This is a genomic window from Bacillus sp. 2205SS5-2 (assembly GCF_037024155.1).
Classification (GTDB): Bacteria; Bacillota; Bacilli; order Bacillales; family Bacillaceae_K; genus Bacillus_CI.
In genome coordinates this window covers 18,842-41,984 of the sequence record NZ_JAYKTS010000035.1, presented here as the reverse complement: position 1 = coordinate 41,984, position 23,143 = coordinate 18,842, and the positions used below count along the sequence as shown (strand labels likewise).

22 protein-coding genes and 1 pseudogene are annotated in these 23,143 nt (G+C 37.0%); 13 read left to right on the top strand and 10 right to left on the bottom strand.

Translation table 11 applies throughout. The features are described 5' to 3' along the window. The first annotated feature begins 347 nt into the window (after positions 1–347). From U8D43_RS18070 to U8D43_RS18050, 5 genes are all read left to right on the top strand, one after another. The gene (locus U8D43_RS18070; RefSeq protein WP_335872579.1) at positions 348–863 is read left to right on the top strand and encodes a hypothetical protein; all 516 of its coding nucleotides are present in this window, start codon (positions 348–350) and stop codon (positions 861–863) included. 16 nt (positions 864–879) lie between these two features. Further along, on the top strand, positions 880–1,329 hold the full coding sequence (locus tag U8D43_RS18065; protein WP_335872578.1) for a transposase: 450 nt from the start codon (positions 880–882) through the stop codon (positions 1,327–1,329). A gap of 79 nt (positions 1,330–1,408) precedes the next feature. Continuing rightward, the gene (locus U8D43_RS18060) at positions 1,409–1,597 is read left to right on the top strand and encodes a hypothetical protein (RefSeq protein WP_335872577.1); all 189 of its coding nucleotides are present in this window, start codon (positions 1,409–1,411) and stop codon (positions 1,595–1,597) included. 191 nt (positions 1,598–1,788) lie between these two features. Then, positions 1,789–2,691 carry a TetR/AcrR family transcriptional regulator gene (locus tag U8D43_RS18055; RefSeq protein ID WP_335872576.1) on the top strand — a complete coding sequence of 301 codons (903 nt, stop codon included), beginning with the start codon at positions 1,789–1,791 and terminating at the stop codon, positions 2,689–2,691. Continuing rightward, entirely contained in the window at positions 2,679–4,286 is a 1,608-nt protein-coding gene (locus tag U8D43_RS18050) for an MDR family MFS transporter (RefSeq protein WP_335872575.1), read from the top strand. Before U8D43_RS18055 ends, U8D43_RS18050 begins: the two co-directional genes overlap by 13 nt. A gap of 106 nt (positions 4,287–4,392) precedes the next feature. On the opposite strand, the gene U8D43_RS21105 is transcribed toward U8D43_RS18050, so the two are convergent. From U8D43_RS21105 to U8D43_RS18040, 3 genes are read right to left on the bottom strand one after another with little or no spacing between them, the layout of a single operon-like run. Next, positions 4,393–4,713 (bottom strand): GyrI-like domain-containing protein, encoded by a 321-nt coding sequence (locus tag U8D43_RS21105; RefSeq protein ID WP_442893632.1) that lies wholly within the window; start codon positions 4,711–4,713, stop codon positions 4,393–4,395. Then, positions 4,714–5,088: a helix-turn-helix domain-containing protein gene (locus U8D43_RS18045; protein ID WP_335872581.1), complete on the bottom strand. Its 375-nt coding sequence runs from the start codon at positions 5,086–5,088 to the stop codon at positions 4,714–4,716. It abuts the gene before it with no gap. After that, the gene (locus tag U8D43_RS18040) at positions 5,089–5,214 is read right to left on the bottom strand and encodes a hypothetical protein (protein WP_335872574.1); all 126 of its coding nucleotides are present in this window, start codon (positions 5,212–5,214) and stop codon (positions 5,089–5,091) included. Positions 5,215–5,368: 154 nt separating this feature from the next. Here U8D43_RS18040 and U8D43_RS18035 point away from each other — a divergent pair, with 154 nt between their 5' ends. Continuing rightward, a complete protein-coding gene (locus U8D43_RS18035) occupies positions 5,369–6,871 on the top strand; it encodes an HD domain-containing phosphohydrolase (protein ID WP_335872573.1) in 1,503 nt (500 codons plus the stop codon). Positions 6,872–6,922: 51 nt separating this feature from the next. On the opposite strand, the pseudogene U8D43_RS18030 reads toward U8D43_RS18035, so the two are convergent. The 3 genes and pseudogenes from U8D43_RS18030 to U8D43_RS18020 form a co-directional block, all read right to left on the bottom strand. After that, positions 6,923–7,842 (bottom strand): annotated as a pseudogene (locus U8D43_RS18030) (MBL fold metallo-hydrolase). 802 nt (positions 7,843–8,644) lie between these two features. Further along, a complete protein-coding gene (locus U8D43_RS18025) occupies positions 8,645–9,205 on the bottom strand; it encodes a hypothetical protein (protein WP_335872571.1) in 561 nt (186 codons plus the stop codon). Between the two features lie 9 nt (positions 9,206–9,214). Beyond that, the gene (locus U8D43_RS18020; protein WP_335872570.1) at positions 9,215–10,375 is read right to left on the bottom strand and encodes an Alp7A family actin-like protein; all 1,161 of its coding nucleotides are present in this window, start codon (positions 10,373–10,375) and stop codon (positions 9,215–9,217) included. A gap of 937 nt (positions 10,376–11,312) precedes the next feature. Between U8D43_RS18020 and U8D43_RS18015 the strand changes: the two genes are divergently transcribed. Beyond that, positions 11,313–12,806, top strand: a complete 1,494-nt coding sequence (locus tag U8D43_RS18015) for a peptide MFS transporter (protein ID WP_335872569.1) — start codon at positions 11,313–11,315, stop codon at positions 12,804–12,806. 58 nt (positions 12,807–12,864) lie between these two features. Here the strand turns inward: U8D43_RS18015 and U8D43_RS18010 are convergent, their stop codons facing one another. The 3 genes from U8D43_RS18010 to U8D43_RS18000 form a co-directional block, all read right to left on the bottom strand. Beyond that, positions 12,865–13,317 carry a hypothetical protein gene (locus U8D43_RS18010; RefSeq protein ID WP_335872568.1) on the bottom strand — a complete coding sequence of 151 codons (453 nt, stop codon included), beginning with the start codon at positions 13,315–13,317 and terminating at the stop codon, positions 12,865–12,867. A 429-nt stretch (positions 13,318–13,746) separates the two neighbouring features. After that, positions 13,747–14,604, bottom strand: coding sequence for an MBL fold metallo-hydrolase (locus U8D43_RS18005; RefSeq protein ID WP_335872567.1), 858 nt, complete (start codon positions 14,602–14,604; stop codon positions 13,747–13,749). A gap of 49 nt (positions 14,605–14,653) precedes the next feature. Beyond that, a complete protein-coding gene (locus U8D43_RS18000; protein ID WP_335872566.1) occupies positions 14,654–15,664 on the bottom strand; it encodes a hypothetical protein in 1,011 nt (336 codons plus the stop codon). A 206-nt stretch (positions 15,665–15,870) separates the two neighbouring features. Between U8D43_RS18000 and rluF the strand changes: the two genes are divergently transcribed. The 5 genes from rluF to U8D43_RS17975 all read left to right on the top strand — a co-directional run bounded on the left by rluF (position 15,871) and on the right by U8D43_RS17975 (position 20,157). Continuing rightward, on the top strand, positions 15,871–16,578 hold the full coding sequence (gene rluF / locus U8D43_RS17995) for a 23S rRNA pseudouridine(2604) synthase RluF (RefSeq protein WP_335872565.1): 708 nt from the start codon (positions 15,871–15,873) through the stop codon (positions 16,576–16,578). A gap of 1,010 nt (positions 16,579–17,588) precedes the next feature. Beyond that, positions 17,589–18,089 (top strand): DoxX family protein, encoded by a 501-nt coding sequence (locus U8D43_RS17990; RefSeq protein ID WP_335872564.1) that lies wholly within the window; start codon positions 17,589–17,591, stop codon positions 18,087–18,089. Positions 18,090–18,602: 513 nt separating this feature from the next. Continuing rightward, a complete protein-coding gene (locus tag U8D43_RS17985) occupies positions 18,603–19,055 on the top strand; it encodes an SRPBCC family protein (protein ID WP_335872563.1) in 453 nt (150 codons plus the stop codon). 67 nt (positions 19,056–19,122) lie between these two features. Then, the gene (locus U8D43_RS17980; RefSeq protein WP_335872562.1) at positions 19,123–19,323 is read left to right on the top strand and encodes a hypothetical protein; all 201 of its coding nucleotides are present in this window, start codon (positions 19,123–19,125) and stop codon (positions 19,321–19,323) included. A gap of 651 nt (positions 19,324–19,974) precedes the next feature. After that, on the top strand, positions 19,975–20,157 hold the full coding sequence (locus U8D43_RS17975; RefSeq protein WP_335872561.1) for a DUF3896 family protein: 183 nt from the start codon (positions 19,975–19,977) through the stop codon (positions 20,155–20,157). 807 nt (positions 20,158–20,964) lie between these two features. On the opposite strand, the gene U8D43_RS17970 is transcribed toward U8D43_RS17975, so the two are convergent. Beyond that, complete coding sequence (locus U8D43_RS17970) at positions 20,965–21,090, bottom strand: hypothetical protein (RefSeq protein ID WP_335872560.1); 126 nt, start codon at positions 21,088–21,090, stop codon at positions 20,965–20,967. 398 nt (positions 21,091–21,488) lie between these two features. Between U8D43_RS17970 and U8D43_RS17965 the strand changes: the two genes are divergently transcribed. Next, entirely contained in the window at positions 21,489–22,679 is a 1,191-nt protein-coding gene (locus tag U8D43_RS17965) for an MFS transporter (RefSeq protein ID WP_335872559.1), read from the top strand. Positions 22,680–23,143 lie beyond the last annotated feature (464 nt).

Genomic DNA, 23,143 nt, shown 5'->3' with positions numbered 1-23,143 from the left:
GCTATCATTTATCTCATTTACAAGACTTCTTTTAATAAATGATCTCCCAATTGATTGGTTATCCGAAATGAGTGTAGTTTTAAAAAACGCCCGGATTTTCTACGGGATTAGTTTGCCTGAAAATGGATAATCAACACGCCTGATGCTAGAGAAACATATTATGCGAAAACAACCTTAGAGCTAAATTTTTCTGTCCTTTCACTATTCCAGGCAGACAAAAATTGAAACAACATCGAAAAAATGGGCTCTTCACCAAAAGAGGTGGTTTAAGCCTTTCCAAATGAAAAAAAGCAGAATTTCCCTTAAGATTAAGTTACCACACAAAATCAAGAAGGGAGAGGTTCTGCTTGTCTCAACATTTTATCATGGATTTGATTAATCTTCCAGATTTCGATCTTGTACGGATGTCTCAACGGTCTGAAGGGTGGGTCGCTATTTTGCGCCCTACTCTTCGTTCTTTTCTTTGTCCGATTTGTGGTTCCCGGTCGATTCCACATAAAAGAGGAAAAACTAGAACTTTACGACACCGTGTCACCCCTCATTTTGGGTTTATATGTGTAGAAGTTCCTTGTTACCATGAACAATGTACGAACTGTTTCAGCGTTTGGAGTGTAAAGTGGGAGGGCATCCCTCAGCGTGGAAAATCCACCGAATTATTTAAAGAAATTACATCCTCTCTCTGCCACGAAACGACGATTCAAGCTGTTTCCCGTGCGTATCAGATTCCTTATACGACGCTTGAACGTTGGTATTATCAGTGGGCTGAAAGGCAAAATGAAGTCATTTCCCGCCGTAGAAATACTCCCAAAATTATTTGCCTCGATGACTTTTCACGTCATTCAACTTTTTACGAAAGAACTTGATAATCACCGAAGGAAAATGACGAAAAAGAAAGCGACCACTCAGAAACAACGTCGAATCATCACACGCCTATTGACGACTAAACCAATCAATTTACATTTTAAGGAGTACTTACAACTGGAAGAATGGCTATCTGTAAATGACGAAATGGAAGAGCTATATCAAGCCTTACAAGGAATTCGACGAGTCTATTCACGCTGGGACCAACATCTAACAAAAAAAACCTTTAAAGCCTGGGTCGAAAGATATTTATTCTCCAAAAACCGAGTCGTTCATCGAATCGCTAAAACGCTACTACAATGGGAAAAAGCCATTTTAAATGCCATAAAATACAGTGTATCCAACGGACCTATTGAAGGGCTCAATAATAAAACCAAGCTAATCAAGAGACGAGCATATGGGTATAGAAATTTGGTTCATTTTGAAAAGCGGCTACAAATTGAAACTGCTTTAATAATAAACAACTAGTTATGGTGAAGAGCTAAAAAATGAAACTTATTCCAATTTTTAACGTAATTAAGGTAGACCATTTGAAAGGAGAATATAAATGATTGGTATCATTGTGTTTATCTTTTTCATATTGATTTATGCAATCAGTAAGTCCGTTCCTAAAGGGAATTCTCGCCATCATTGGAATCAATCAAGCCATCATTCAAGTGATGATTCAGGATTTTTCGGCTTTGGAGATAATGGCGGAGATGGCTTTGGAGGGGGAAACGGCGGCGGTGGAGATTGACCCAAAAGCGTTAGGATGACGTAGTATTTACGCATCCTAACGCTTTTTTTGGGGGAAAATAATAATCCTACCTTTAAGAAGGAAAAGAGCACAGACTTCACCATTGACTTCTAAATGGAATTACTTTAAAATACATTTGACTAATAAGTTCTACAAATGACTTTCGAGTTCTATATTTAAGAGGTGTTACTTTGAATCAAAAAGAGAAAACAATTATTGAAACGGCCATGAAGTTTTTTTCTGACAAGGGCTATTATGCTACTTCCGTTCAGGAAATTGCTGAGGAATGCAGTATTTCAAAAGGATCTCTCTATAAATATTTCCCCTCAAAAGAGGATTTATTTATCGGTGCCTGCTCCCATTCCCAACAAGAGATGTTTGAAAAAGCAACTTTTGTTCATATGAAAGAAACCACATCTCCAAAAGAGTGGTTGACGAAACAACTAACCATTCAATTGGAGGAATTTGTTTCCAAGCGAGATTTCTTCATTTTACAGTTTAAAGAAATGCCGCTTCAAGATAACGAGAAGATGATTTCACTGAAACAACAACTGAAGTCTAGAATTATGTCTTGGCAAAGAGATAGTCTATTAAAAGCCTACGGCGTGTCAATTGAACCTTTCATTTGGGACATTGTCGTCATGATGCAAGGAATGATGAAAGAATATATGATGCTACTTATTCTATCTCAACAAGAAAAACCGATGGAACAACTTGCCTTCTTTATTGTCGACCGAGTCGATGGAATGATTTCTGAAATGAAAAAAAGTCAACCTAAACCGTTTATGACAAGTCAAGACCTAGCTCCCGTTTTTGGTGAAAAACAAGAACCACATTCCGGTGAAGAGACTCTTTCTATGCTTATTGATTCTATGAAGACAATAGTAGAAAAACTACCAAAAGATAAAAGACAGTCCTACCTCTCTTCAGTACTCCTACTTGAGGAAGAGTGGAACAAACAAGAACCACGGCGCTTTTTATTGCAAGCTTTACTCTCTTATATAGAGAAGGAGCATTTGCTTAAGTTCTATGTACAAAAAGCCAATTGGTTATTAGAAGGAACGAATAAGGAGGAAGCATCTTGGAACATTTAGAAAAAAGACAAAAAGTGTTAATTATGATAGCCGTCATGGCAGCTATGTTCTTTGCTGCTGTTAACATGACAATTGTCGGTACATCTCTACCGAAAATCATCGCCCAGATTGGCGGTATGGAGTATTTTGATTGGGTATTTACAATTTACATGCTTGCCTCTACGATTACAGCAATGCTCGTTGGTAAATTATCTGATATCTATGGAAGAAAGATATTTATTTTAATTGGTATTGGAATTTTCTCCATCGGTGCTTTCTTTAGTGGGACAGCGGATAATATTACTCAATTGATTATCTACCGCGGGATTCAAGGGTTCGGCGCAGGGATGATTATGTCATCCGCTTTTACAACGGTTGGCGATTTGTTTTCTCCGCGTGAACGTGGTCGTTGGCAGGGTCTTCTCGGTGGGGTATTTGGATTATCTAGCTTATTCGGACCCACTCTTGGTGGATACATCGTCGATAACTATGATTGGCACTGGGTATTCTGGGTTTTCCTACCACTAGGTTTCATTGCCTTTGGATTGATTTTAAAGCTCTATCCTACCCATATCCGAAAAGAGAAGGAACCTGTTGATTATCTTGGTTCACTCTTGTTAACTGCCGTGATTATTTCTTTATTACTCGGCTTTACATGGGGAGGAAGTAAGTATGATTGGGCTTCCATTGAAATCATCGGCCTGTTCTCTCTAACCATCATTACTCTTGGCCTCTTTATCTTTGTCGAATCAAAAGCTAAAAGCCCCGTACTTCCGCTTTATTTATTTAAAAATAGTATCTTTACCGTATCGAATATTGCCGGTCTCTTTCTCGGAATGGGAATGTTCGGGACGATTATGTATGTACCGTTTTACGTTCAAGGTGTGCAAGGACAAACAGCTACTGTTTCAGGGTTAGTAGAAATGGTTATGACTTTATCAATGGTCTTTTCTAGTATCATCGTTGGAATTCTCATCACCAAAACGGGGAAATATAAAATCTTCTCTTTGCTCGGTTTTGTCATTATGGCAACAGGATTGTTTCTAAATTCAATGTTAGAAGTAGAAACGTCCATGACTCGCCTCATTCTCCAGCTAGTGATTGTTGGAGTAGGACTTGGAATGAATATGCCAGTTTTTAATATTACCGTTCAAAATGCGGTTAGTCATAAATACCTAGGTGTCGCAACTGCTGCGATGCAAACCTTCCGACAAATTGGTGGAACGATCGGGGTAGCCATCTTCGGTACCGTAATGGGTAACATTATGAAGAAAGAATTAGAACAAGTTCAACCCACTCTTCCTCAACCCGCACCTAGAGCAGAAGAAAATTTTGCACAAATGCAAGATCCGCAAATTTTAATGAGCCCTGAATTATTGGAGAGTATTCGCTCTTCCGTTCCAGCCGAAATGACACCACTTTTTGATTCCTTTATCGTGATAATGAAAGAAGCATTGAATGTTTCATTAACCGGTGTGTTTTTATGGGGAACGATTATCGTGCTCTTAGGATTGTGTACGACTTTCTTCTTAAAAGAAATTCCACTGCGTACAACGAATCAAGATGACGAAGAAGAAAAGCTGAAAACTGCGAGCTTACAAGAACAAGAAGTATAAGAAAAAGGTTCTAGTATTGAAAACTAGAACCTTTTTTCTATAGCAAGAAAAGATACATTTATTACGAGTTTTGTATCTAAATCCAGTCGTTTGCACTTTTTTTGCTTTACAGAGGGACTGAAGCAAAAAGGCCGTGAATGCCACAAATAATCATTAATACGAGAACATGATAAGGAACAGGTTTATCAAATTCGTAAAGTACATATTTCCCTTCTGAAAGCACTATTCTCTCTATACCTAAGTTCTGGGGAAAATCTTTTGAAACCGAGATATAGCAATCATATTGACGCTTATTGGCTGGAGTTATGTATGGATTACTCCGCGGAATTCCAACTGAAATGGTTTTATCACTGAACAGATTCCTTGCTTTACTCCAATAATAAATTTGTTCCCACGTTTCAGTAATTTCAGCTGAGTAATCACCCATTCACTGTTGTACAATAAATGTTTCTTCTGGAAGAATCACTGTTTTTATCTTTGAAAGATCAATCCATTGAAATTGATTATACGGCTGTTTCTCTTCTTTTTCTTCTTTATTATTGCTCAATTGTTTTGATCTCTTGCTATGAAGATATTGCCTTGGAAATTTTTCTAAGTAGGCACCTTCTCTCCAAGCCCTCGGACTCGCATTGAAGTAGTCCGTAAAGGCAGAAGAAAAATAAGAAAGCGACGAAAATCCATACTTCACCGTGATAGCTGTCACTTTCATTTTCGACTCATAAATTAACTCTTGCGCAGCTTTTTCAAGTCTAAACCTCTTTACATAATCCCTTGGTATCTCTCCTGCAAATTTGGTAAATATTCAATAAAAATAGTAAGAAGAGTAAGTTGATTTTTTGGCTAATTCAGCTAAAGTTAATTTCTCCTGCAAATGATGTTCGATATATTCCAATACTCTTTTTAACTGTTTTTGCGGTTCTTCATTCATCCGTATTCTTCCCTTTTCCATCTATCACTAAGACATAGTATCCTTATAAATTAGAAGCTTAATATACACTTTTTTTTAAAAAAATTGAATATCACACGCTGATTCTATGATAAAATATACCTATTTAGAAATTACAGAAGGTAGGAATACTCACTTGAATCCCTATCAAAAATTTGTCAACAAACTCATTATTAACTATGTTTTCGGGTCTTCAATTGCGGTCTTAGGCGTTGGCTCTGTCTTCACATTTTTCACGCTAACGCTCCAAAAACAAGATGTTTTTTATTTAATCATCGTTCTTTTTTCCTCTCTACTCTGTATGTTCATTGCTGAATTTCTTGTTTTTAATCATCACTTAAAAGATATTAAGATAGCATTTAAGGAAGAAAAAATAAGCTTAGAGCAGCTTGAAAAGGGCTTTCTAGCCGCGCATCACTTCCCAATTAAGACGCTAAAGCGCATTATGGGTCCTCATCTCTTTGGACTCTCCTTACCAGCTGTAACGCTCACTACTTTATTCATCCACTTCGAACTTCTCGCATTGCCGTATCGGTATGTTGTATTTGCTTGTGGTGGAGCGCTGCTGATTGGAGGAATGCACGCTCTGATAGAATTTTACTTAACCATTCATGCTGTGCAAACAATATCAACAGTGATTTCCCATAAAGCAGAAAAATTATATGGGACAACCTTAACACTCAAAGGAAAGATTATCGTTTCATTAAAGAAAAAAATATTATTCAGCACCGTATTTATCGGCATCTTTCCGTTACTTCTTTTTAGTTTGGCTTCTCAAGTTCGCCTCCAGCAAGCTTCAAGCGATTTCATTCAAACCTATTGGGAGTGGGCATTTGGCATTATTATTCTTGAGATCTTATTTGCCTTATTTTCGGCCTATTTATTTTTTCGGGATATCGAAAAGCCCATCCTCCAACTTCAACATGAAATGAAGGCGGTACAAGAAGGACAAATGCATCTTACAAGTGAGACGTATTCGGATGAGTTTAGTCATCTTGTCTCAGGGTTCAATCACATGGTTCAAGCCATTCAAGAACGAGATCAACAAAATAAACAATTATCTGAAAGTCTAATTACTATCCTAGCAGCCACACTGGATGCTCGCGATTCCTATACTGCGGGTCACTCTAACCGAGTGACCCAGTATTCTCTTCTTCTTGGTGAAAAATTTGGGTTAACCCAAGACCAATTGAGCCATTTACGAAAATCTGCACAGCTTCATGATATCGGGAAAATTGGAATTAGTGATGGAGTTCTATTAAAGGAAGGCAAACTAACTGATGAAGAATACGCTCAGATTCAAAAACATCCTGAACTTGGGTATGATATTCTACAACAAGTAAAACCGCTTCAAGATATTCGCTCACTCATGGAAGGAGTCAAATATCACCATGAGCGATATGATGGAAACGGGTATCCAGAAGGACTTAAAGGTGATGCAATCCCGCTATTTGGAAGGATTATTGCTGTTGCGGATGCCTTTGACGCCATGACCTCTGATCGACCTTATCGAAAAGGAATGTCGTTTGACACCGCCCTAAACATCATTGAAGCGGGAAGCGGAATGCAGTGGGATCCTGTTTTCGTAAAACTATTTATCGCTGAAATGAAATATAAGGAATTAAAAAACCTCGCCTAGCTCGAGGTTTTTTAATTTTTACGAAATTTCTCAAAACAACAGTCAATTTTCTCATTTCCACCAGAGAGAATTGGGATAATCCTCTCTGTCAATCCGCACCACTTCCCTATTTTAGGTGTCGCTACCACTACATTTCTTCTTTCGGCTTCTTGCGTTACTCGGTCAATTGGGTCCGTCCAAGCGTGAAGAGATAAAGTAAAAGCCCCCCAATGAATTGGAATCAATCGTTTGCCTTGAACATCCACTTGAGCTTGAACAGTTTCCTCTGGTGTCATATGAATGGCTGACCATCTCTCATCGTATTGGCCACATTCCATCATCGTAAGGTCAAATGGACCATATCTTTCTCCAATTTCAGCAAAGTGAGGGCCATAGCCGCTATCACCACTAAAAAAAAGATTGCTGCTTTGCCCTTTCATCACCCAAGAACACCACAGCGACCTATCTCGATCATTAATACTTCTACCAGAAAAATGTCTTGCCGGTGTGCAAACAAATGTAAGTTGATCCTGTTGAATTTGTTCCCACCAATCCATTTCAATAATTTTATTTTCTTCTACACCCCAATGAATTAAATGGCTTCCTAACCCTAGTGGTACATAGAATTTCCCCACCTTATCCTTAAGCTTCTTTACCGTATGATAATCTAAATGATCATAGTGATCATGAGAAAATAGCACAAAATCTATTAACGGAAGCTCTTCAATAGTAAGTGGTAATTTCTCACTATAGCGATTATTTGAAAATAAAGGAAATGGAGTGGGTGCCTTCCCTAACATAGGGTCTACAAAGATTCTTTTGCCCTCTAGTTCTATTAAAACTGCAGAATGACCAAACCAGGCTACTCTTGGAGCCTCATCGTCCGTTAACCACAGCGGTTCCACTGGAATTGCCTCCTTTGGTCTACGATCTTGTGAGCGTTTAGCATAATTTCTTAACAGTTGGAGCGACTCCTTTGCGCTCATCTTCATAGAAGTCGATGTTTCATTTACAAACTTACCCTTGACGTTCTGCTTGGAAAAGCTGAGAATTCCCTTTGAAGCTTTCCTCCCTAGAGGTGGATACAGTCGAATGAATAAAATGATGAACAATACTAGAAAAATAGTAACAAGTAGGGCCGTTGTGAACATGATGATTCTCCCTTTTATTTTATTTCACGCTTTTATTTTCTTATTATATTGTATTCAAACTGAAAATGTTGTATATTCACACCTCTCAAAAACGCTTTTATGACCTCGAGAAAAATCATGCCAAAAAAATCTGTGGCCCCCAAAAAAAGATCCTGATAAAAAGCTTATTTCACAATAGTATATTCGCTGTAAATAAGGAAGATTTCGGAGCATCTTTTCGTCTATTTTTAGACCGTACCCATAAAAGATAGAGGTATTCGGTCAATAATCATATTCATTTGCGACAAACTATACCAAAAATACCATATAGAAAAAAAGAAACCAAGAACCTACTACAAATAGGTCCTTGGCTTCTTTTTTTAGGCTGTTTTAGCAAAGTTTGTTCCTTTTCGAATCAGTCTATAAACGGTGATGTATCTTCGTTTCGGGGCATCATTTACGAAAAGCGGAAGTGGCTGCCCAGGGACGGCAGGCAAATGTTATCCAACGGAGAAGGTCCTGACCTTTGGAGTTGGATGTTATTTGTCCCATAGCAGCTAGCCACTGCAGCTAGATCCACCTATTTTTGATGTAAATCAACAGCAAAATGGAGGATTTAGTCAAAAATCAGATGAAATAGCCACAATGTATACGAAAAGAGCCTTTATTTATTCATTTGTGACAAAAAATCACCCAGCAAGCTTTCCATGCTTTCTTCGACTTCCTGATCTTCTTGATCTTCTTGAACTTCTTCTACTGGTTCATTATCCCATTCAAATTCTGCTAAATCCTCTTCAGAAAGAGGAATAATCCGTGTTTTAGCTTGTCGTACTAGTCGTTTTTTCTGGATTCCTCTCATACTTGTGTCTGGCTCTTCGGTAGAAGCAACCTCATCTTCTTGTGAATATTCTCCTGTTATAGCTGTTAAAATGGATGATGTTCTCACTGGATTTGTTAGCAGTTGGTAAACGATATTTCCCAACAATGCTTCAGAATGCTCATGCTTCAGCCAATCTTTTTCAACTTTACTTAAACTTTTAGGCAAGATAATTGTGATTGTCTCTTTTTCAATGGCGACTGATTGTCCAATACCTCTAATGACAATCTCAGCAATTGTGCTAGAAAAGTTTCGTCTCTCTTTTTCTTTAAGTTTTTCTAAGTATTTCAAAATATGATCAGGCGTACTTGGAGGAATACGAAAAGTAATCGGCTGCCCTCTATTCATATCATCACCTTATTTATTTTTGACTAATTTTTCATCTGTTTTTTCCTGACGACGGGCATAATCAGAGATTAATTTGTGGTAGGCATTTACCATCATCCAAATACTTTCCTTTTCGTCCTCAAAAAAGTCGATATTGTAACCATCCAAATTATTGTTTAACGTTTTTATATAATCTTTCAATACAGTCGACCCACCACCAATGAAATAACCAATTTCTGTTTGGGAGTTTCTTTGCCATGTATTACGGAGATGACGATATTGCTTTTTAGCCAGTTCCATTAAAATTCGGTCGACAATATCATGGACACTTGTCCGACTTCCTTTTACCATAATATGATTTCGGTCCGTTTTCTTCGTGATAATTTCTACCACATCACGGCGACTGTCTAATTCTACCCCGTGATGACGGCGAATTTCCTCCCGAATTTGCTCTAGCGCTTCCGTCACACCAAGATTATAACCTTGTGCTTTATCATCATCTACTTTTCGATTTTTGATGACAGCAATATCGGTTGAAAGACCCCCAATATCCTGAATTACAATTCGTTTATCAATTAAATCCTTGTTAATAATGTTTAAATTATGGTCCATCACCAAATTAATAAAAGCCGCAAATCCTTCCGGGTAGATCTTTACATCATCAAATCTTATGTTTACTTTAATACCTTGGTATTTTGGTGTAACAAGAAACTCAACCTGGTGGACAGCTCCAAGTAAGCGAGCGCGATAACCAACATCTTTTCCTTCCTTAACTTCTCGAAGGGGTAGACCTGTTCCTAAGGTATAGTTAGCTTCTATCACTTTATTTTTCATTTTAAATTCATTTGCCTTCACAGCATCAAAGGCAATTGAAGCAAATAGTAAAATCAAAGTTTGATCTTCTTCAGATTTAAAACTTCCGGGATCAAGCTCTGCAGGACTAATACTTTTTGTAGCTAAATTCCCCACCCGATAAATTGCATTATTTTCTTTTAATGCAGGAGAGTGAACCCTAATATGAATTCCATCAAGGGGGTCTTGTTGATTTAATTCTTCTATTCCAATAATCGGGCGATCTTCTATATCTCTAGCAATGACATTTGGAATATTTATTGACGTGTCTAGCTTTCCAAAAATACCTTTGAGAGAATCATTTCCTACATCAACTGCTGCGATTCGTGAGTGAACCACTATACCATCCCTTTCTAAAAAAACTGATTATTTTAAATACTTAGTGTTAATATAAGCGTACAAAAGAGAAAGGGATATGGTCAATGACATTTTTTGTCTAACTAAAAATATTAATCTACATAATTTTTGTATACATGTATATATATTTGTACACTTGTTTACTTGTGTATGTTTTTGTATACATGTTTACTCTTATTGTATATATGTAAACGAAATGCGTGTACATGTTGATATGACGGGATGTGTACGCTTTTGTATACAGATTTACTCTTGATTGTGTACATGTGTACATTTTTTGAACACATGTTTACATTTTTGTTTACTTGTATACATATTTGTATACGTTTTATTTGCTTCAATAAAACATACATCTTGATCCTCTTAGGTGAACTCAACTCTTCACTTTGTAAGAAAATACATTTTATCTTATTTAGTGGAGTGAGAAGGCTGATTAATACCTATACGTCCATATGCAGAGCAGGCTATCTGGTAACTTCAATACTTCTTCAATTATTTTCTACAAATGAAAAAACCATCTCTGAGTCTCGAAAATTTGATTGTTACCTGTCCCAAATACATAAAAATAAAAGATTTCAAACACACAGATAACATGTCTTTCTCATTTTTCATATTTTTGTCATAAAAGCATTATTTCTGTCTAATCTTTCCTCACAACTTTCAAATTTCGTGAAATAACTACATTATTATTAGTAGATTCTATTTGAACTACTATAAGATATTGCCTCAATCATTTTCCTACCATTTTATTCGTAAGTTCATGATAGAGAATCTAGTGTTTTTGTTCTTTAAATTATTTTAATATAATACTTTTACCGTTAAATAAATTACCAATATTCATTAAATTCAAATAAACCAACTACTTTTGACAACCATTTATATTACAAGTATTATATTAGAATGATTAAGGAGGTCAATTATGACTACAGTAAATAAACAGAAAATTGTTGATAGTGTGCCTCAAATAGGGTTTTTCGGACACCCTAAAGGACTTTTCACACTATTCTTCACCGAATTTTGGGAGCGGTTTTCCTACTATGGTATGAGAGCTATTCTTGTATTTTATATGTACTATGAAGTATCTAAAGGTGGACTAGGTATTGATCAAAATACTGCCTACGCCATCATGTCTATTTATGGAGCATTAGTTTACATGTCTGGAATCATAGGCGGTTGGCTCGCCGATCGCGTATTTGGGACGTCTAAAGCTGTTTTCTATGGTGGAATCCTCATTATGATCGGTCACATCGTCCTTGCTGTACCAGGAAGTATCACTATGTTCTTCCTTTCTATGTTCTTCATTATTATTGGTACTGGGTTATTAAAACCAAATGTATCGAGTATCGTTGGTGAAATGTATAGTGAAAGAGATCATCGACGCGATGCCGGTTTTAGTATTTTTTACATGGGTATCAACCTTGGAGCTTTCCTTGCTCCCCTTGTGGTTGGAACTGTCGGTATGAAGTACAATTTCCATTTAGGCTTTGGAATCGCAGCCGTTGGAATGTTCCTTGGTCTTGTCGTTTTTATGTTAACAAAAAAGAAAAGCCTAGGACTTGCTGGAACAACGATTTCAAACCCATTGTCACCTACAGAGAAAAGAAGCTATATTAAGTATTTAGCTATTTTCCTTGTGATATTAGCCATTACGCTGTTTATCACTATCCCACGTGGTTGGCTAACTTTTGAAGCGTTTATTGCACTAGTTGGGATACTAGGCTTTGTCATTCCGACACTATATTTTGTGACAATGTATCGTAGTCCTAAAACAACACTAGTGGAGCGTTCAAGAATTATTGCTTATATCCCCCTTTTCATTGCATCTGTAATGTTTTGGGCGATTCAAGAGCAAGGTTCAACAATTCTAGCCGGGTATGCAGATAAACGAACTCAATTAGAATTTGCAGGATTAACCATTTCACCTGCATGGTTTCAATCATTAAATCCGTTATTTATTATTGCACTAGCCCCTGTATTTGCTTGGTTATGGGTGAAGCTAGGAGACAAACAACCCTCTGTTCCTAAGAAATTCTCGTTAGGGCTATTGTTTGCTGGATTATCATTTTTAGTGATTTTACTACCGGTTTATCTTAGCGGAGAAGGTACGCTAGTTAATCCACTCTGGCTTGTTTTGAGCTATTTCATTGTTGTCCTTGGGGAGCTATGTTTATCCCCCGTTGGGCTATCTGCGACAACAAAATTAGCTCCAGCAGCGTTCTCGTCTCAAACAATGAGCTTATGGTTTCTATCCAATGCAGCGGCTCAAGCTCTTAACGCCCAAATTGCGAAATTTTATACACCTGAAACAGAAATGCTTTATTTCGGTGTAATTGGTGGAGCTTCTATTCTCTTAAGTATCATTCTTTACTTACTTTCACCTAAGATTCAGCTCTTTATGAAAGGTATAAAATAATATTATTTTTGCAAAAACCCCCGTCCAAAATGAAGTGGACGAGGGGTTTTTTAGTGCATTAATAGGGAAATTTATCAACAATTTGGTCTGCTTTACTACGATTCTCACACAGTTTGAACAATTGAGTGAGAAAAGAATCGACTTCATTTATGTTAGAGGGAATATTGATATTTACAAGCGTATCGCCAAATAATTGTTTAAAATAGGCTTTTCGATATGGGTTTTTCCCGTCCCGCTTTAAGGGATTATATCTCCACTTCAAAAATCTTTGGCTCTCTTGCTCTTCAATTTGATGTATTTCTGCTAGAGTAGTCGCTTTGTTTTCGGCATAAATCACTAGATAATAATTATCATTACGATGCCAATCGATGAGCAAAATATGAACCGTATTTCCTCCTAGCTTTGTTACTGTGTACCCTCCCACAAATGGTTTTCCATTCGCCCATTGATGAAAGCTAGAAACTGTGCCTCCATTAATATCTAGCTTCTTGATTTCATAGTAGGAGTTCACCACGGTTATCTGATTTTTTAGATGGTTTGATAGGGAAATGGCTAATTTTTTTTTCCACTATTTATCCTCATTTCTATTCTCACTAGGCTCTTTTTGTATACAATGTGGCTATTTCATCATATTTTTGATTAAATCTTCCATTTCACTGTTAAATTCCCTAAAAATAGACGGATCGAGCTACAGTGGCTTGAGGCTCGGGTCAATTTAATAACCGACTAAGTCACACCAATGAATACGAAAAGAGTCCTTCGTATTCACTATTACTTCTAACACCTAGAGGAAGCCGGTAGTAGCTACTTTTCCTTCCCCTAATAGCAATCCTTTTTTCGAACAGACTTTAAAAAACAGAGCTTTATGCTTTCACTTACTGCCAGCTACAATCGTGGCAACTCTAATCTCTACGTTTGAGGAGTGCAATCCTTGAAAAGTCTAGTTGTTCTTGTATCCATTCACAAAATAGCCAATTGCTTCTGCTTCTTCTTCATTCACTTTTCGATTGAGTTCCTTTTCGTACATTTCAGTAATCTTACTCCTCTCACCCTGAAAAGAATCGGTAAGGGATGCAAGAGTTTTTAATCGAAGTACCTCTTCTTGAAACTCAACTTTAGTCAGGACCCCCGAGTGAGAAAGAATATAGCTTTCGGCATCAAAACTCTCTAGAATCGATAAAAGCTTCAATGTTTTTTCCACAGTATAATTTGTTTTGCTAGAAAATATATCAGGATATATACAATCTCCTAAAAACAGGATTTTTTCTTCTTTAATATATACTACAACGGAATCGTGAGCGTGATCTCCACCAACCTCTTGTAATACACAAGTTAAACCTCCAAGATCAATCTCTAGACGATTTTGAAACGTTACAGTTGGAAGATTTATTGTAATATCGCGATGAGCTACAAATTCTTGTTTTATGGCCTTAGCACAAAACTCTATCTCAGTTCCCTCTTCTACTCGTTGATCTATTGCCTCATCTGACCATGAATACGAAACCATTTTTTCCATTCCCTTTTTCGTTTCGAAAGAAGCCATTGATACCGGCTCGGTGAAAAATGATAGACCAAAGATATGATCCCAGTGCCAGTGGGTTAATGCAATGATCTGTGGTTCTTTCACTTGTTTTTTTGCTAACATGTCTAAAAAAGCTTGTGCATGTGCTGTTGAATTTCCAGCATCAATCATCAGCGTTTTTTCATCGCCAATCACCATACCAAGAATAGGGCGATCGGTTTCACTTACAGGGGTCATATACCAAAATCGTTCCCCGATGTTTTGAATGGTTTGCATTATGATCTTCTCCTTCATCACTTATATATTTAGGTAAACTCTCGACTTTCTATGATTCTTTAGAAAGAAACTGTTGAATTCCATTGAGAATTTGTTCTCTTAATTGAACTAGCTCTGGATATTCATAGAAAAATAAAATCTTTTCCTTACGATCATTTGTCGACTTCGGCTGCAGTACAAAATAGGCAAAGGTTTCTGCAAAGTCCTCAGCCACACTCGTAGCAGCATAGTCATTCACAAATTGATTTTCATACTGCTCATAAAAAGCAAAAACCGAATCATCATCTTCCTGATCGACTTCATCTTCCCATTGAGCTTGAAGTTGTTCCTTCCAAAATACTCCATAGAAGTGGTTGAGGTACGCATCCTCCCTTAAACATCCTTCTTCTAGATAGAGCGTTGAACAGGCCATTCTGAGTTCCTCTATTAAATCCTCATCGCCATAGAAGAAAGCCTCTTCGTTCACCTCAATTTGCTCCTCATTTAAGCTGAGTATGTGAGCATATTCATGTATCATCGTAGCAAAAATCGACGAAAGGTTTTTACCATCTTGCTGATCAATATAAACGGCCCATTTCGCCGGGTCATCCTCTAATTGTTCAACATATGCCAAGGTTTCATCCGGTCCATCAGTGTAGAAACCAAATTCTCCAATATATTTTCGATTACTCGGCGGAATCAGAGTACGAAACATCTCCCACAACAGTTGTTGAGAATCGCTATCCTCTTGAAGCACTTCCAAGCGCTCGTCTACCTTCTCAAGATAGGGATGTTGAATGGTCTCTTTGTTGATTTCATAAACCGTTAATAGCTGATCTTCATCCACTTCAATGACTGCCTCATTTGCCTGAGAAATTTCGTCTTCAGCAAAAAACTTTGTACCTAACTGCTGTTCGAGTTTTGCAAAAAGGTCTTCCTCCCCAACCAAACCCTCTTCCTGCCAATCTACCGAAACAGGCTCCGAATCAATATCTTCACCACCAGAGAACCAATCAAATACAAACATTAGGCTAATGAATGCCAATAACACCGTTCCACTAAACAAAAGTGTCTTTTTCACTCAATATTCTCCCCCTTTCACCGAAATATATCTATTTCTATTACCATACCTTGATAGCTGACATTACTCAATCTAACATTTTATTTTTTTAGGAATCATCCTCACTTTATTGTACTCTTGTAACCAACGAGAGAAATTCTTGAAAAGAGAAAGGGATTTGGGTATCCTTAAAGCTACAACTTATCGAATAAGGGTGTGAAATTACTGTGCGTATCAACAAATTTATTAGCGAATCAGGAAAGGCCTCTAGGCGAGGTGCAGATCGCCTGATTACAGAAGGCAGAGTCACGATCAACGGTAAAGTAGCCGAAATCGGAAGCCAGGTTCACCCTGGTGATGATGTTCGAGTCAGTGGTGACCAGATTTATATGGCGAAAAACTACGTGTATATCGCCCTTAATAAACCCATTGGCATTACGAGTACAACTGAAAAAAATGTCAAAGGAAACATCGTTGATCTAGTCAATCACCCTTTACGTATTTTCAATATTGGACGTCTTGATAAAGATTCTGATGGACTTATTCTTCTCACTAACGACGGTGATATCGTCAATGAAATTCTTCGAGCGGAGAATCAGCATGAAAAAGAATACAACGTATCCGTCGATAAGCCGATAACACCTGAATTTTTGAAAAAAATGAGTGAAGGAGTCGACATTTTAGGTACAAAAACCCTTCCTTGTGAAGTGAAGCAACTATCTAAATTTGATTTTCAAATCATTTTAACCCAAGGCCTAAATCGTCAAATTCGTCGGATGTGTGCAGAATTAGGTTATGATGTTTTCCGCTTGCAGCGAACGCGTATTATGAATATTCACTTGGGAAATCTCCCTGTTGGACAATGGCGTGACTTGACGAAGAAGGAAAAAAGAAAACTATTTCAAGACCTTGATTATCAACCTAAGGAATGGTGAGCAATTCCATCACTTCTCCGATTATTACTGGCTGTTTTCGCAAAGTTTGTGGCTTATCGAACCAGTCTATACACGTTGATATAGCTTTGTTTCGGGCATCCTTTCGTCTATTTTTGATGAAAATCAACAGTGAAATAGCCACAGTATATACAAAAAGAGCCTTTATTAAATGGCTCTTTTCGTATTAATTGTTACTTTAAGAAGAAATTCTGCATGAAAATCGTTCATTTTTTTAAATTCACCTTCCAGATTATACGAAAATATAGCCCTTAGAGTAGTGATATTAAAGAAACTGAGCATATGCAAAAAGCCACAACCTTTGCCAAAACAGCCTAATAAATACAATAGTTCTTATAAAATGAGGCTTGGAGTAAGGATATAGAGGTTGTCATTGCATAGAATGTCTCTCTCTTTTTTTAAAGCTCTTTTCGTATTAATTGTTGCTCAAAGATGAAATTCTGTATCAAAATCGTCCTTTTTTCTAAACTTATCTACCGATTGATACGAAAAGATGACCCGTAGTGTAGTCATATCAAGGAATCTTTTCTGGTTCGAAAAGCCACAATCTTTGCGAAAATAGCCTTTTTTAAATATCTTCACTTAAATTCCAACAAAGGTTATCGCCTTAAAGGTTGGTTCGTCTACTATTAAGTATTAGAATAACCGGTTGAACAAGAGAGCTTTTCAACATTCATGAGCATTTTCTTTTACAATCTATTAAACATTGTGTACAATCTGATTACAAGAAATTAATTAACTTCATGGGGTTAACCAATTGGACTAGATGTTCCTTTCTCTTTTTTTACCACACTTTGTGAATTCAATCACACATAGGGTAAAAGGAAAGACTAGTTTCAACACTCAGGGACTGAAGAGACTGTTATTCGTTCATCACTTGGAGGGCCCAACTATGTGATCCTTTTCCATTCAACGGGATAGGAGCTACATTTCGTTATTTATTGTGATTAATTTCACAAAAAGATTACTACTTATTTAGGAGGACAACTTATATGAAAACATTTTTGAAAAATAGTTTAGTATTAGCCTGGGTATTTTTAGTTATTAGAATCTATCTCAGTTATACATGGCTAACCAATGCAGAAAGTAAATTAATTTTTGACTTTGATATAACCGCCATGCTAGAAGCTCAAGTAAATAGTGGAAATTTACCAAGCTGGTGGGCAGAATTTATGAATCTATTTGTCTTGCAAAATACAAACCTATTTGAATTTTTAGTAACCGTAGGTGAACTCAGTGTCGGAATTGCTTTGTTGATTGGAATATTTACTCGCTTCTCTGCAATGATGGGGGCGCTAATGAATTTCTCATTTCTGATGACCTTTCAATCATCATTGGATTTGCGGATGTTGATACTTCATGTTCTTCTTGTTCTCTTTGCTACTAGTGCAGGCCGAATCGGGCTAGATCGCTATATTATAAATTTTCCAAGCACCGTATTTAAACAACTGAAAAAACGATTCAATTCAAAAAGAAGGGGGACTTACGCATGACCATGATGATTATGGGATTCGCCATTACAGTTAGTATATGCACAGCTATTATTATAGAGATTCGTTCAGAAATTAGTTAAATGTGAGGGTAGATTAAACATTTTACTTCATCAATTTTTGTAATCTACTTACTAAACAAGCATCAATTTGTTTTAAAAATAGTTGCATTTCAATATAAATTATCATATAGTTAACTACACGGTTAACTATTATATCGATTAACTTTATCAAACCTTTTGATTTAGCAGATCCATCCGCAACAAAAAATACGGAAAAAGCCATTTTCAAACGACTATCATAAGGAAAAAACACTATAGCATCTGAAGTTTTTAGATATCACCAGGTTAGTCAAGAATAGCAAAGTAGGAAGATATAAATTTGAACCCCTTCAATACATTGCACTCAATAATCCTTCGCGTTACGTAAACAGTCTGAAGCGATTTAGGGATACTCCGTTATCCAGTTTAGAATACTAGTTATTGAATACTGATTACGAATTAGGAGGAAATGAACATGATCACGAAGAATAACCCTCATGACTTCACGTTACAACTTAGTAAAACGTTTCTTGTGAATATTGAAAGAGTTTATCGTGCTTGGACAAGGCCAGAAGAATTAGAAAAGTGGTGGGGTCCAGCTGGTTTTAAAACCACCATTGTTGAGATGAACCTTGAAGTAAACGGAAGATATAAATTTAATATGCTTGCTCCAAATGGCGAATTACACGTCGTAGCAGGTCAATACCAAGAGATTATCCCCTATGAAAAACTTGTCTTTACTTGGAAATGGATTGATCAGGATAACGAATTCCCTTTAACCAAAGTAACGGTTGAGTTTTTAGAACAAGGGGAGAATACAGACGTTATCATCTCCCACTCTGATCTCCCTAGTCAAGAAGCTGCTGAAAATCATAACCACGGTTGGACTAGCTTTTTAGAAGATACATTAAATGCCTATTTACAGTAACGACAAACAGCACTGAATAAAACAGATAGAATCAACTTCATCATTATTTTAGGAGGATATAAATTTTATGAATAATACTAAACCAGAATACGGTGGCGAATGCGCACTTGCAGTTAGCTTAGGGAAAAAAGATGTACATTGTGACGGAAAACATTTCATTGTTGATAATGGGAAGCAGTATAACTTCACGAATCCAGTAGCTAAGTTTTTGTGGAAGGTACTTCCTGGTCGAAAACAAAAAGCGGACTCACAATGGTCATCACGGTAAAATAAACAATCCTATCATGCTGTTTTCGCAAAGATTGTGGCTTTTCGAATCCGTCTATAAACGGTGATATTTCTTTGTTTCGGAGCATCTTTTCGTTTAGTTTTGACAGGTATCAACAGCAAAATGGAGGATTTCATCTATAATTAAACTATAGAGCCTACTAAAAAGAGCAGCGGCTGAAATTAACCGCTGCTCATTCATATTATGGATTGCGTTTAAAGATTAAATTAGATTTATGTTAGAAGTTACAGGCTACTTTGTAGGGCCAAAACCGATAGCCTAGGAACTAGTTTCATTATCTATGTCCTTCGTTTCTTTGCCTATCATCTACGTGAGTGAACTTCAATTTTTTCAAACGAAAAATCGCGGAAATATTCATTGGGTTTGTGGATTACATTTATCTGGCTTGAAGCATTGACTGAGGTGCGAGTTTGATAAGATCTAGAAATATGGGGTAAACAAAGAGTGTGAAGCGGTGCATAGAAGTACATTAATTATGTGAAAATAATCACAAAAGTTTTGATAAGTTTCACAAATTATCACATTATAGTCTAATTAAATTCCCTATACTATAGATAAACCCTTCTTATTTCATTTAATTTTTGCTGATACAAACTGCAAATCATTCAAAAGTAAGAAAGGATGCTGTACATGGAATACGAAGTGACAAAAGAAAAGCTAGAAGTTTTGAAGCAAGAAGTATTGAATAAAATGAAGGTCCCTAGTTTACCATCAGAAGAAATTGCAAATCTTCAACGGTCCCTGATGAACTACGAATACATTTTAGAATTAACCGATATGAATCATTTTGAAAGAGGAGTAAAAATTTCTTAAAGGAGATGAACAAAGATTCTCTCCTTTTTTGTCGTCTACGATGTTCTAGAGATGACCAATATTCACCTATTCCCATTCATGAAAATGAGCAAAGATTTTATAGAAATTGATTGCAGACTAAGCAAACACCCTTGAATGACAGAAGAGCTGATTGATCAATCCAGCTTATCGCCCACAACACTTTTTATAATTCTTTTAACCTATTTTTTATATTCAATCATTGAAACGACATTATTCTTAGCGACCCCCTCGCTAGCCTAACCCTTCATAAAAGGAAGCTTATCCGTTGGTTCACTTCTAATGATGTTTATCCTTTTAGCAGCCACCCATTAACTAAACGGCTAATTGAAATGGATATTTTAAAGCTACGAAAAACATGCGATTTCAAGGAGTTTTTTGGTGACAGCCGTATCAGTTTTTTTATTTTAGGCTTTTTCAGTTAAACACATAATAAAACTAACTGTCTGTTCGGACAGTTAGTTTTATTATGCAGTGGGTGATACTATGAAGGATGATTTGAGAGTAAAAAAAGAATTAGAAACGAATACCCTATACGCGCTGCTACAACTTCCATCCTTGCATGCGAAGAATACCCACCCCACCGCAAGTGCGAAGGGTTAAGGTTCAAAGTGAACTACGAACTAGGAAAATAGTAAGGTCTTAGAATAATGGAACCTCTACTCATTTGGTCGCTTAAGAAAAGCGATGTCTACGTTTTAAGTAGACATCGCTTTTCTTAGATCCAAATCCCATTGATAAATAACTATGTAAGGAACTTGAACTCTTTTTCTCATCGTCTTGAAGAGGTTACTTTCTTTTTTGACTGTTCATTTTATTTCTTTCAAGCTCAGCAGCATATTCCTCTTGAGACTTCCCTTGCTTCTGACTTTCAGACTGAATCTTTTTGAATTTATTATCATTAAGGTTTGGCATTCTCTCACCTCCTTTTCGCTCAGTTATTTTGTACAATTAATCTAAATTTATCCAGAATGAACTTTTTCTCCTATTTTTCCTTAATACTCAGTTGTTTGGGGAGATTATCCTTAATATCCCCAAACTTTTTACAAATTTTCATCAAGCTTACATTACTTAACCTCGACCAAAAATCAGTTGCATTTTACGGAAGTTGGATTAGAAAACGATAAATTGAATTAGCGGGGACGGTCGTAGTGATTCGTTTGAAATGGAGATAGTATAGTTTTTTTATCAAGAGAATAACAGATACCTTAGTCAAATGAAGATTTACTATAGCAAAATGATCTATGGTATGATTAATAAATTGCTTATCTACCAAGAGAATTAGATCTATTCACCTAAGAAAAGAGGGACTTATGCACAATACAAAATTAACGACGAGACACTGGGTGCTCATCTTGACACTAGCTTTATTAACTTTCGTGCTCGGGACAAGCGAATTTGTTATCGTTGGAATCTTATCCGAAATATCTTCGGGACTTAATATAACCAACCCTAAAGCAGGGACACTCGTCTCTGCGTTTGCGATTACATTTGCCATTGCAACTCCAATTGTCATGTCTACCACCAGTCATTTTCCGAAGCGAAAGTGGATGTTGTATTTGATCGGTGCCTTCACCATCTTGAATGCATTATCTGCGGTGACGGCAAGCTACACCGTCCTGCTTGGACTACGAATGATGACTGCGATTGTAACAGGGGTGCTCATCTCGCTAGCTATGATTGTAGCTAGCGAGACAATGCCTATTACTAAACGAGGGATTGCAATATCCTTCGTGTTCGGTGGTTTCACCCTCGCCAATGTTGCGGGGGTCCCTATAGGCACGGTTATCGCTAGTTGGTTCGGGTGGAATGCTACGTTTATGCTCACCACTTTATTGGGGGCACTTGCTTTTATTTCTTGTTTTCTTGTCTTACCTAAGAATCTTAGCCAAATACGTAGTTCGATGCGAGATCAGTTTTCATTATTAACCCATCCCCGCATCTTGATTGCCTTTTTCATTCCCGCCCTCGGATTTAGTGGAACATATGCCGTATTTACGTATCTCGTTCCCATTTTAGAGGGGATGGGTGCTCCTAATCATTCCATCAGTATCATCTTGTTTGGTTACGGATTTATCGCGATTTTCAGCAATATTCTTGCCGGTAAAATTGCCAGTCACAATGCCATCGGACGCTTAAGGTTTGTTTTTCTCGCCCAAGCCTTCGTGCTGTTCGGTTTATTCTGGACAACCAATCATTTCACGTTAGGATTGGTTAACATTGGCTTAATGTCATTAATGGGTATCCTCTTAACAACTTCAACCCAGATTTACTTAATCGACCTTGCTGGCACCTACCAGCCAAAAGCAACCGGATTAGCAGCTTCCTTAATGCCAGTGGCGAGCAACGTCGGGATTGCGATGGGATCCGCATTGGGAGGGCTTGTCTACCATCAAGGAGAATTAATGAACATAACCTGGGTCGGGGGAATTCTTGCCATCTGTGCAAGTCTGCTAACTTTCTTAAGCTACTTTTTAGATAAAAAACAAGGGGTCTCTTCGTAAACTTCTGGTTTCTCTCACAAAAAGCGGGCAGTATGCTTTTTCGTGATATTTCTTACTCCTTATCTAGAAATGAAAACTCTCATCGTTAGAAACATGAGGCTGAAATCATGCAATTTACGCACTTTACGTTTATTCAAATGGCTCTTTTCGTATGCATTGTGGCTATTTCATCTGACTTTTTATTAGATCTTCCATTTAACTGGTGATTTCCCTGAAAATAGACGGATCCAGCTATAACTTAGATAATAAACTGATTCGAAAACCACAAACATTGCGAAAACAGCCTTGCTAAAATAACCAAAATACAAGAAACAATTAGCATAAGCCATTGGCAACTTAGGAAGACAATAATTCAAAAAAAGAGGGAGGATTCAGTTTTTGAATCCTCCCTCTTTTCCTCTATTGCTCCATTGTCTCTATATACCTTCGCAAAAATAATACTATTCTCGCCTGCTTCCCATCAG

Coding starts and splice junctions, on each gene's coding strand:
- U8D43_RS18065 (WP_335872578.1), top strand. CDS start 880: ATGACGAAAAAGAAAGCGACCACTCAGAAACAACGTCGAATCATCACA.
- U8D43_RS18060 (WP_335872577.1), top strand. CDS start 1,409: ATGATTGGTATCATTGTGTTTATCTTTTTCATATTGATTTATGCAATC.
- U8D43_RS21105 (WP_442893632.1), bottom strand. CDS start 4,713: ATGGGTGATTACTCAGCTGAAATTACTGAAACGTGGGAACAAATTTAT.
- U8D43_RS18040 (WP_335872574.1), bottom strand. CDS start 5,214: ATGAATGAAGAACCGCAAAAACAGTTAAAAAGAGTATTGGAATATATC.
- U8D43_RS18025 (WP_335872571.1), bottom strand. CDS start 9,205: ATGAATAGAGGGCAGCCGATTACTTTTCGTATTCCTCCAAGTACGCCT.
- U8D43_RS18015 (WP_335872569.1), top strand. CDS start 11,313: ATGACTACAGTAAATAAACAGAAAATTGTTGATAGTGTGCCTCAAATA.
- U8D43_RS18005 (WP_335872567.1), bottom strand. CDS start 14,604: ATGCAAACCATTCAAAACATCGGGGAACGATTTTGGTATATGACCCCT.
- U8D43_RS17990 (WP_335872564.1), top strand. CDS start 17,589: ATGAAAACATTTTTGAAAAATAGTTTAGTATTAGCCTGGGTATTTTTA.
- U8D43_RS17985 (WP_335872563.1), top strand. CDS start 18,603: ATGATCACGAAGAATAACCCTCATGACTTCACGTTACAACTTAGTAAA.
- U8D43_RS17980 (WP_335872562.1), top strand. CDS start 19,123: ATGAATAATACTAAACCAGAATACGGTGGCGAATGCGCACTTGCAGTT.
- U8D43_RS17975 (WP_335872561.1), top strand. CDS start 19,975: ATGGAATACGAAGTGACAAAAGAAAAGCTAGAAGTTTTGAAGCAAGAA.
- U8D43_RS17970 (WP_335872560.1), bottom strand. CDS start 21,090: ATGCCAAACCTTAATGATAATAAATTCAAAAAGATTCAGTCTGAAAGT.
- U8D43_RS17965 (WP_335872559.1), top strand. CDS start 21,489: ATGCACAATACAAAATTAACGACGAGACACTGGGTGCTCATCTTGACA.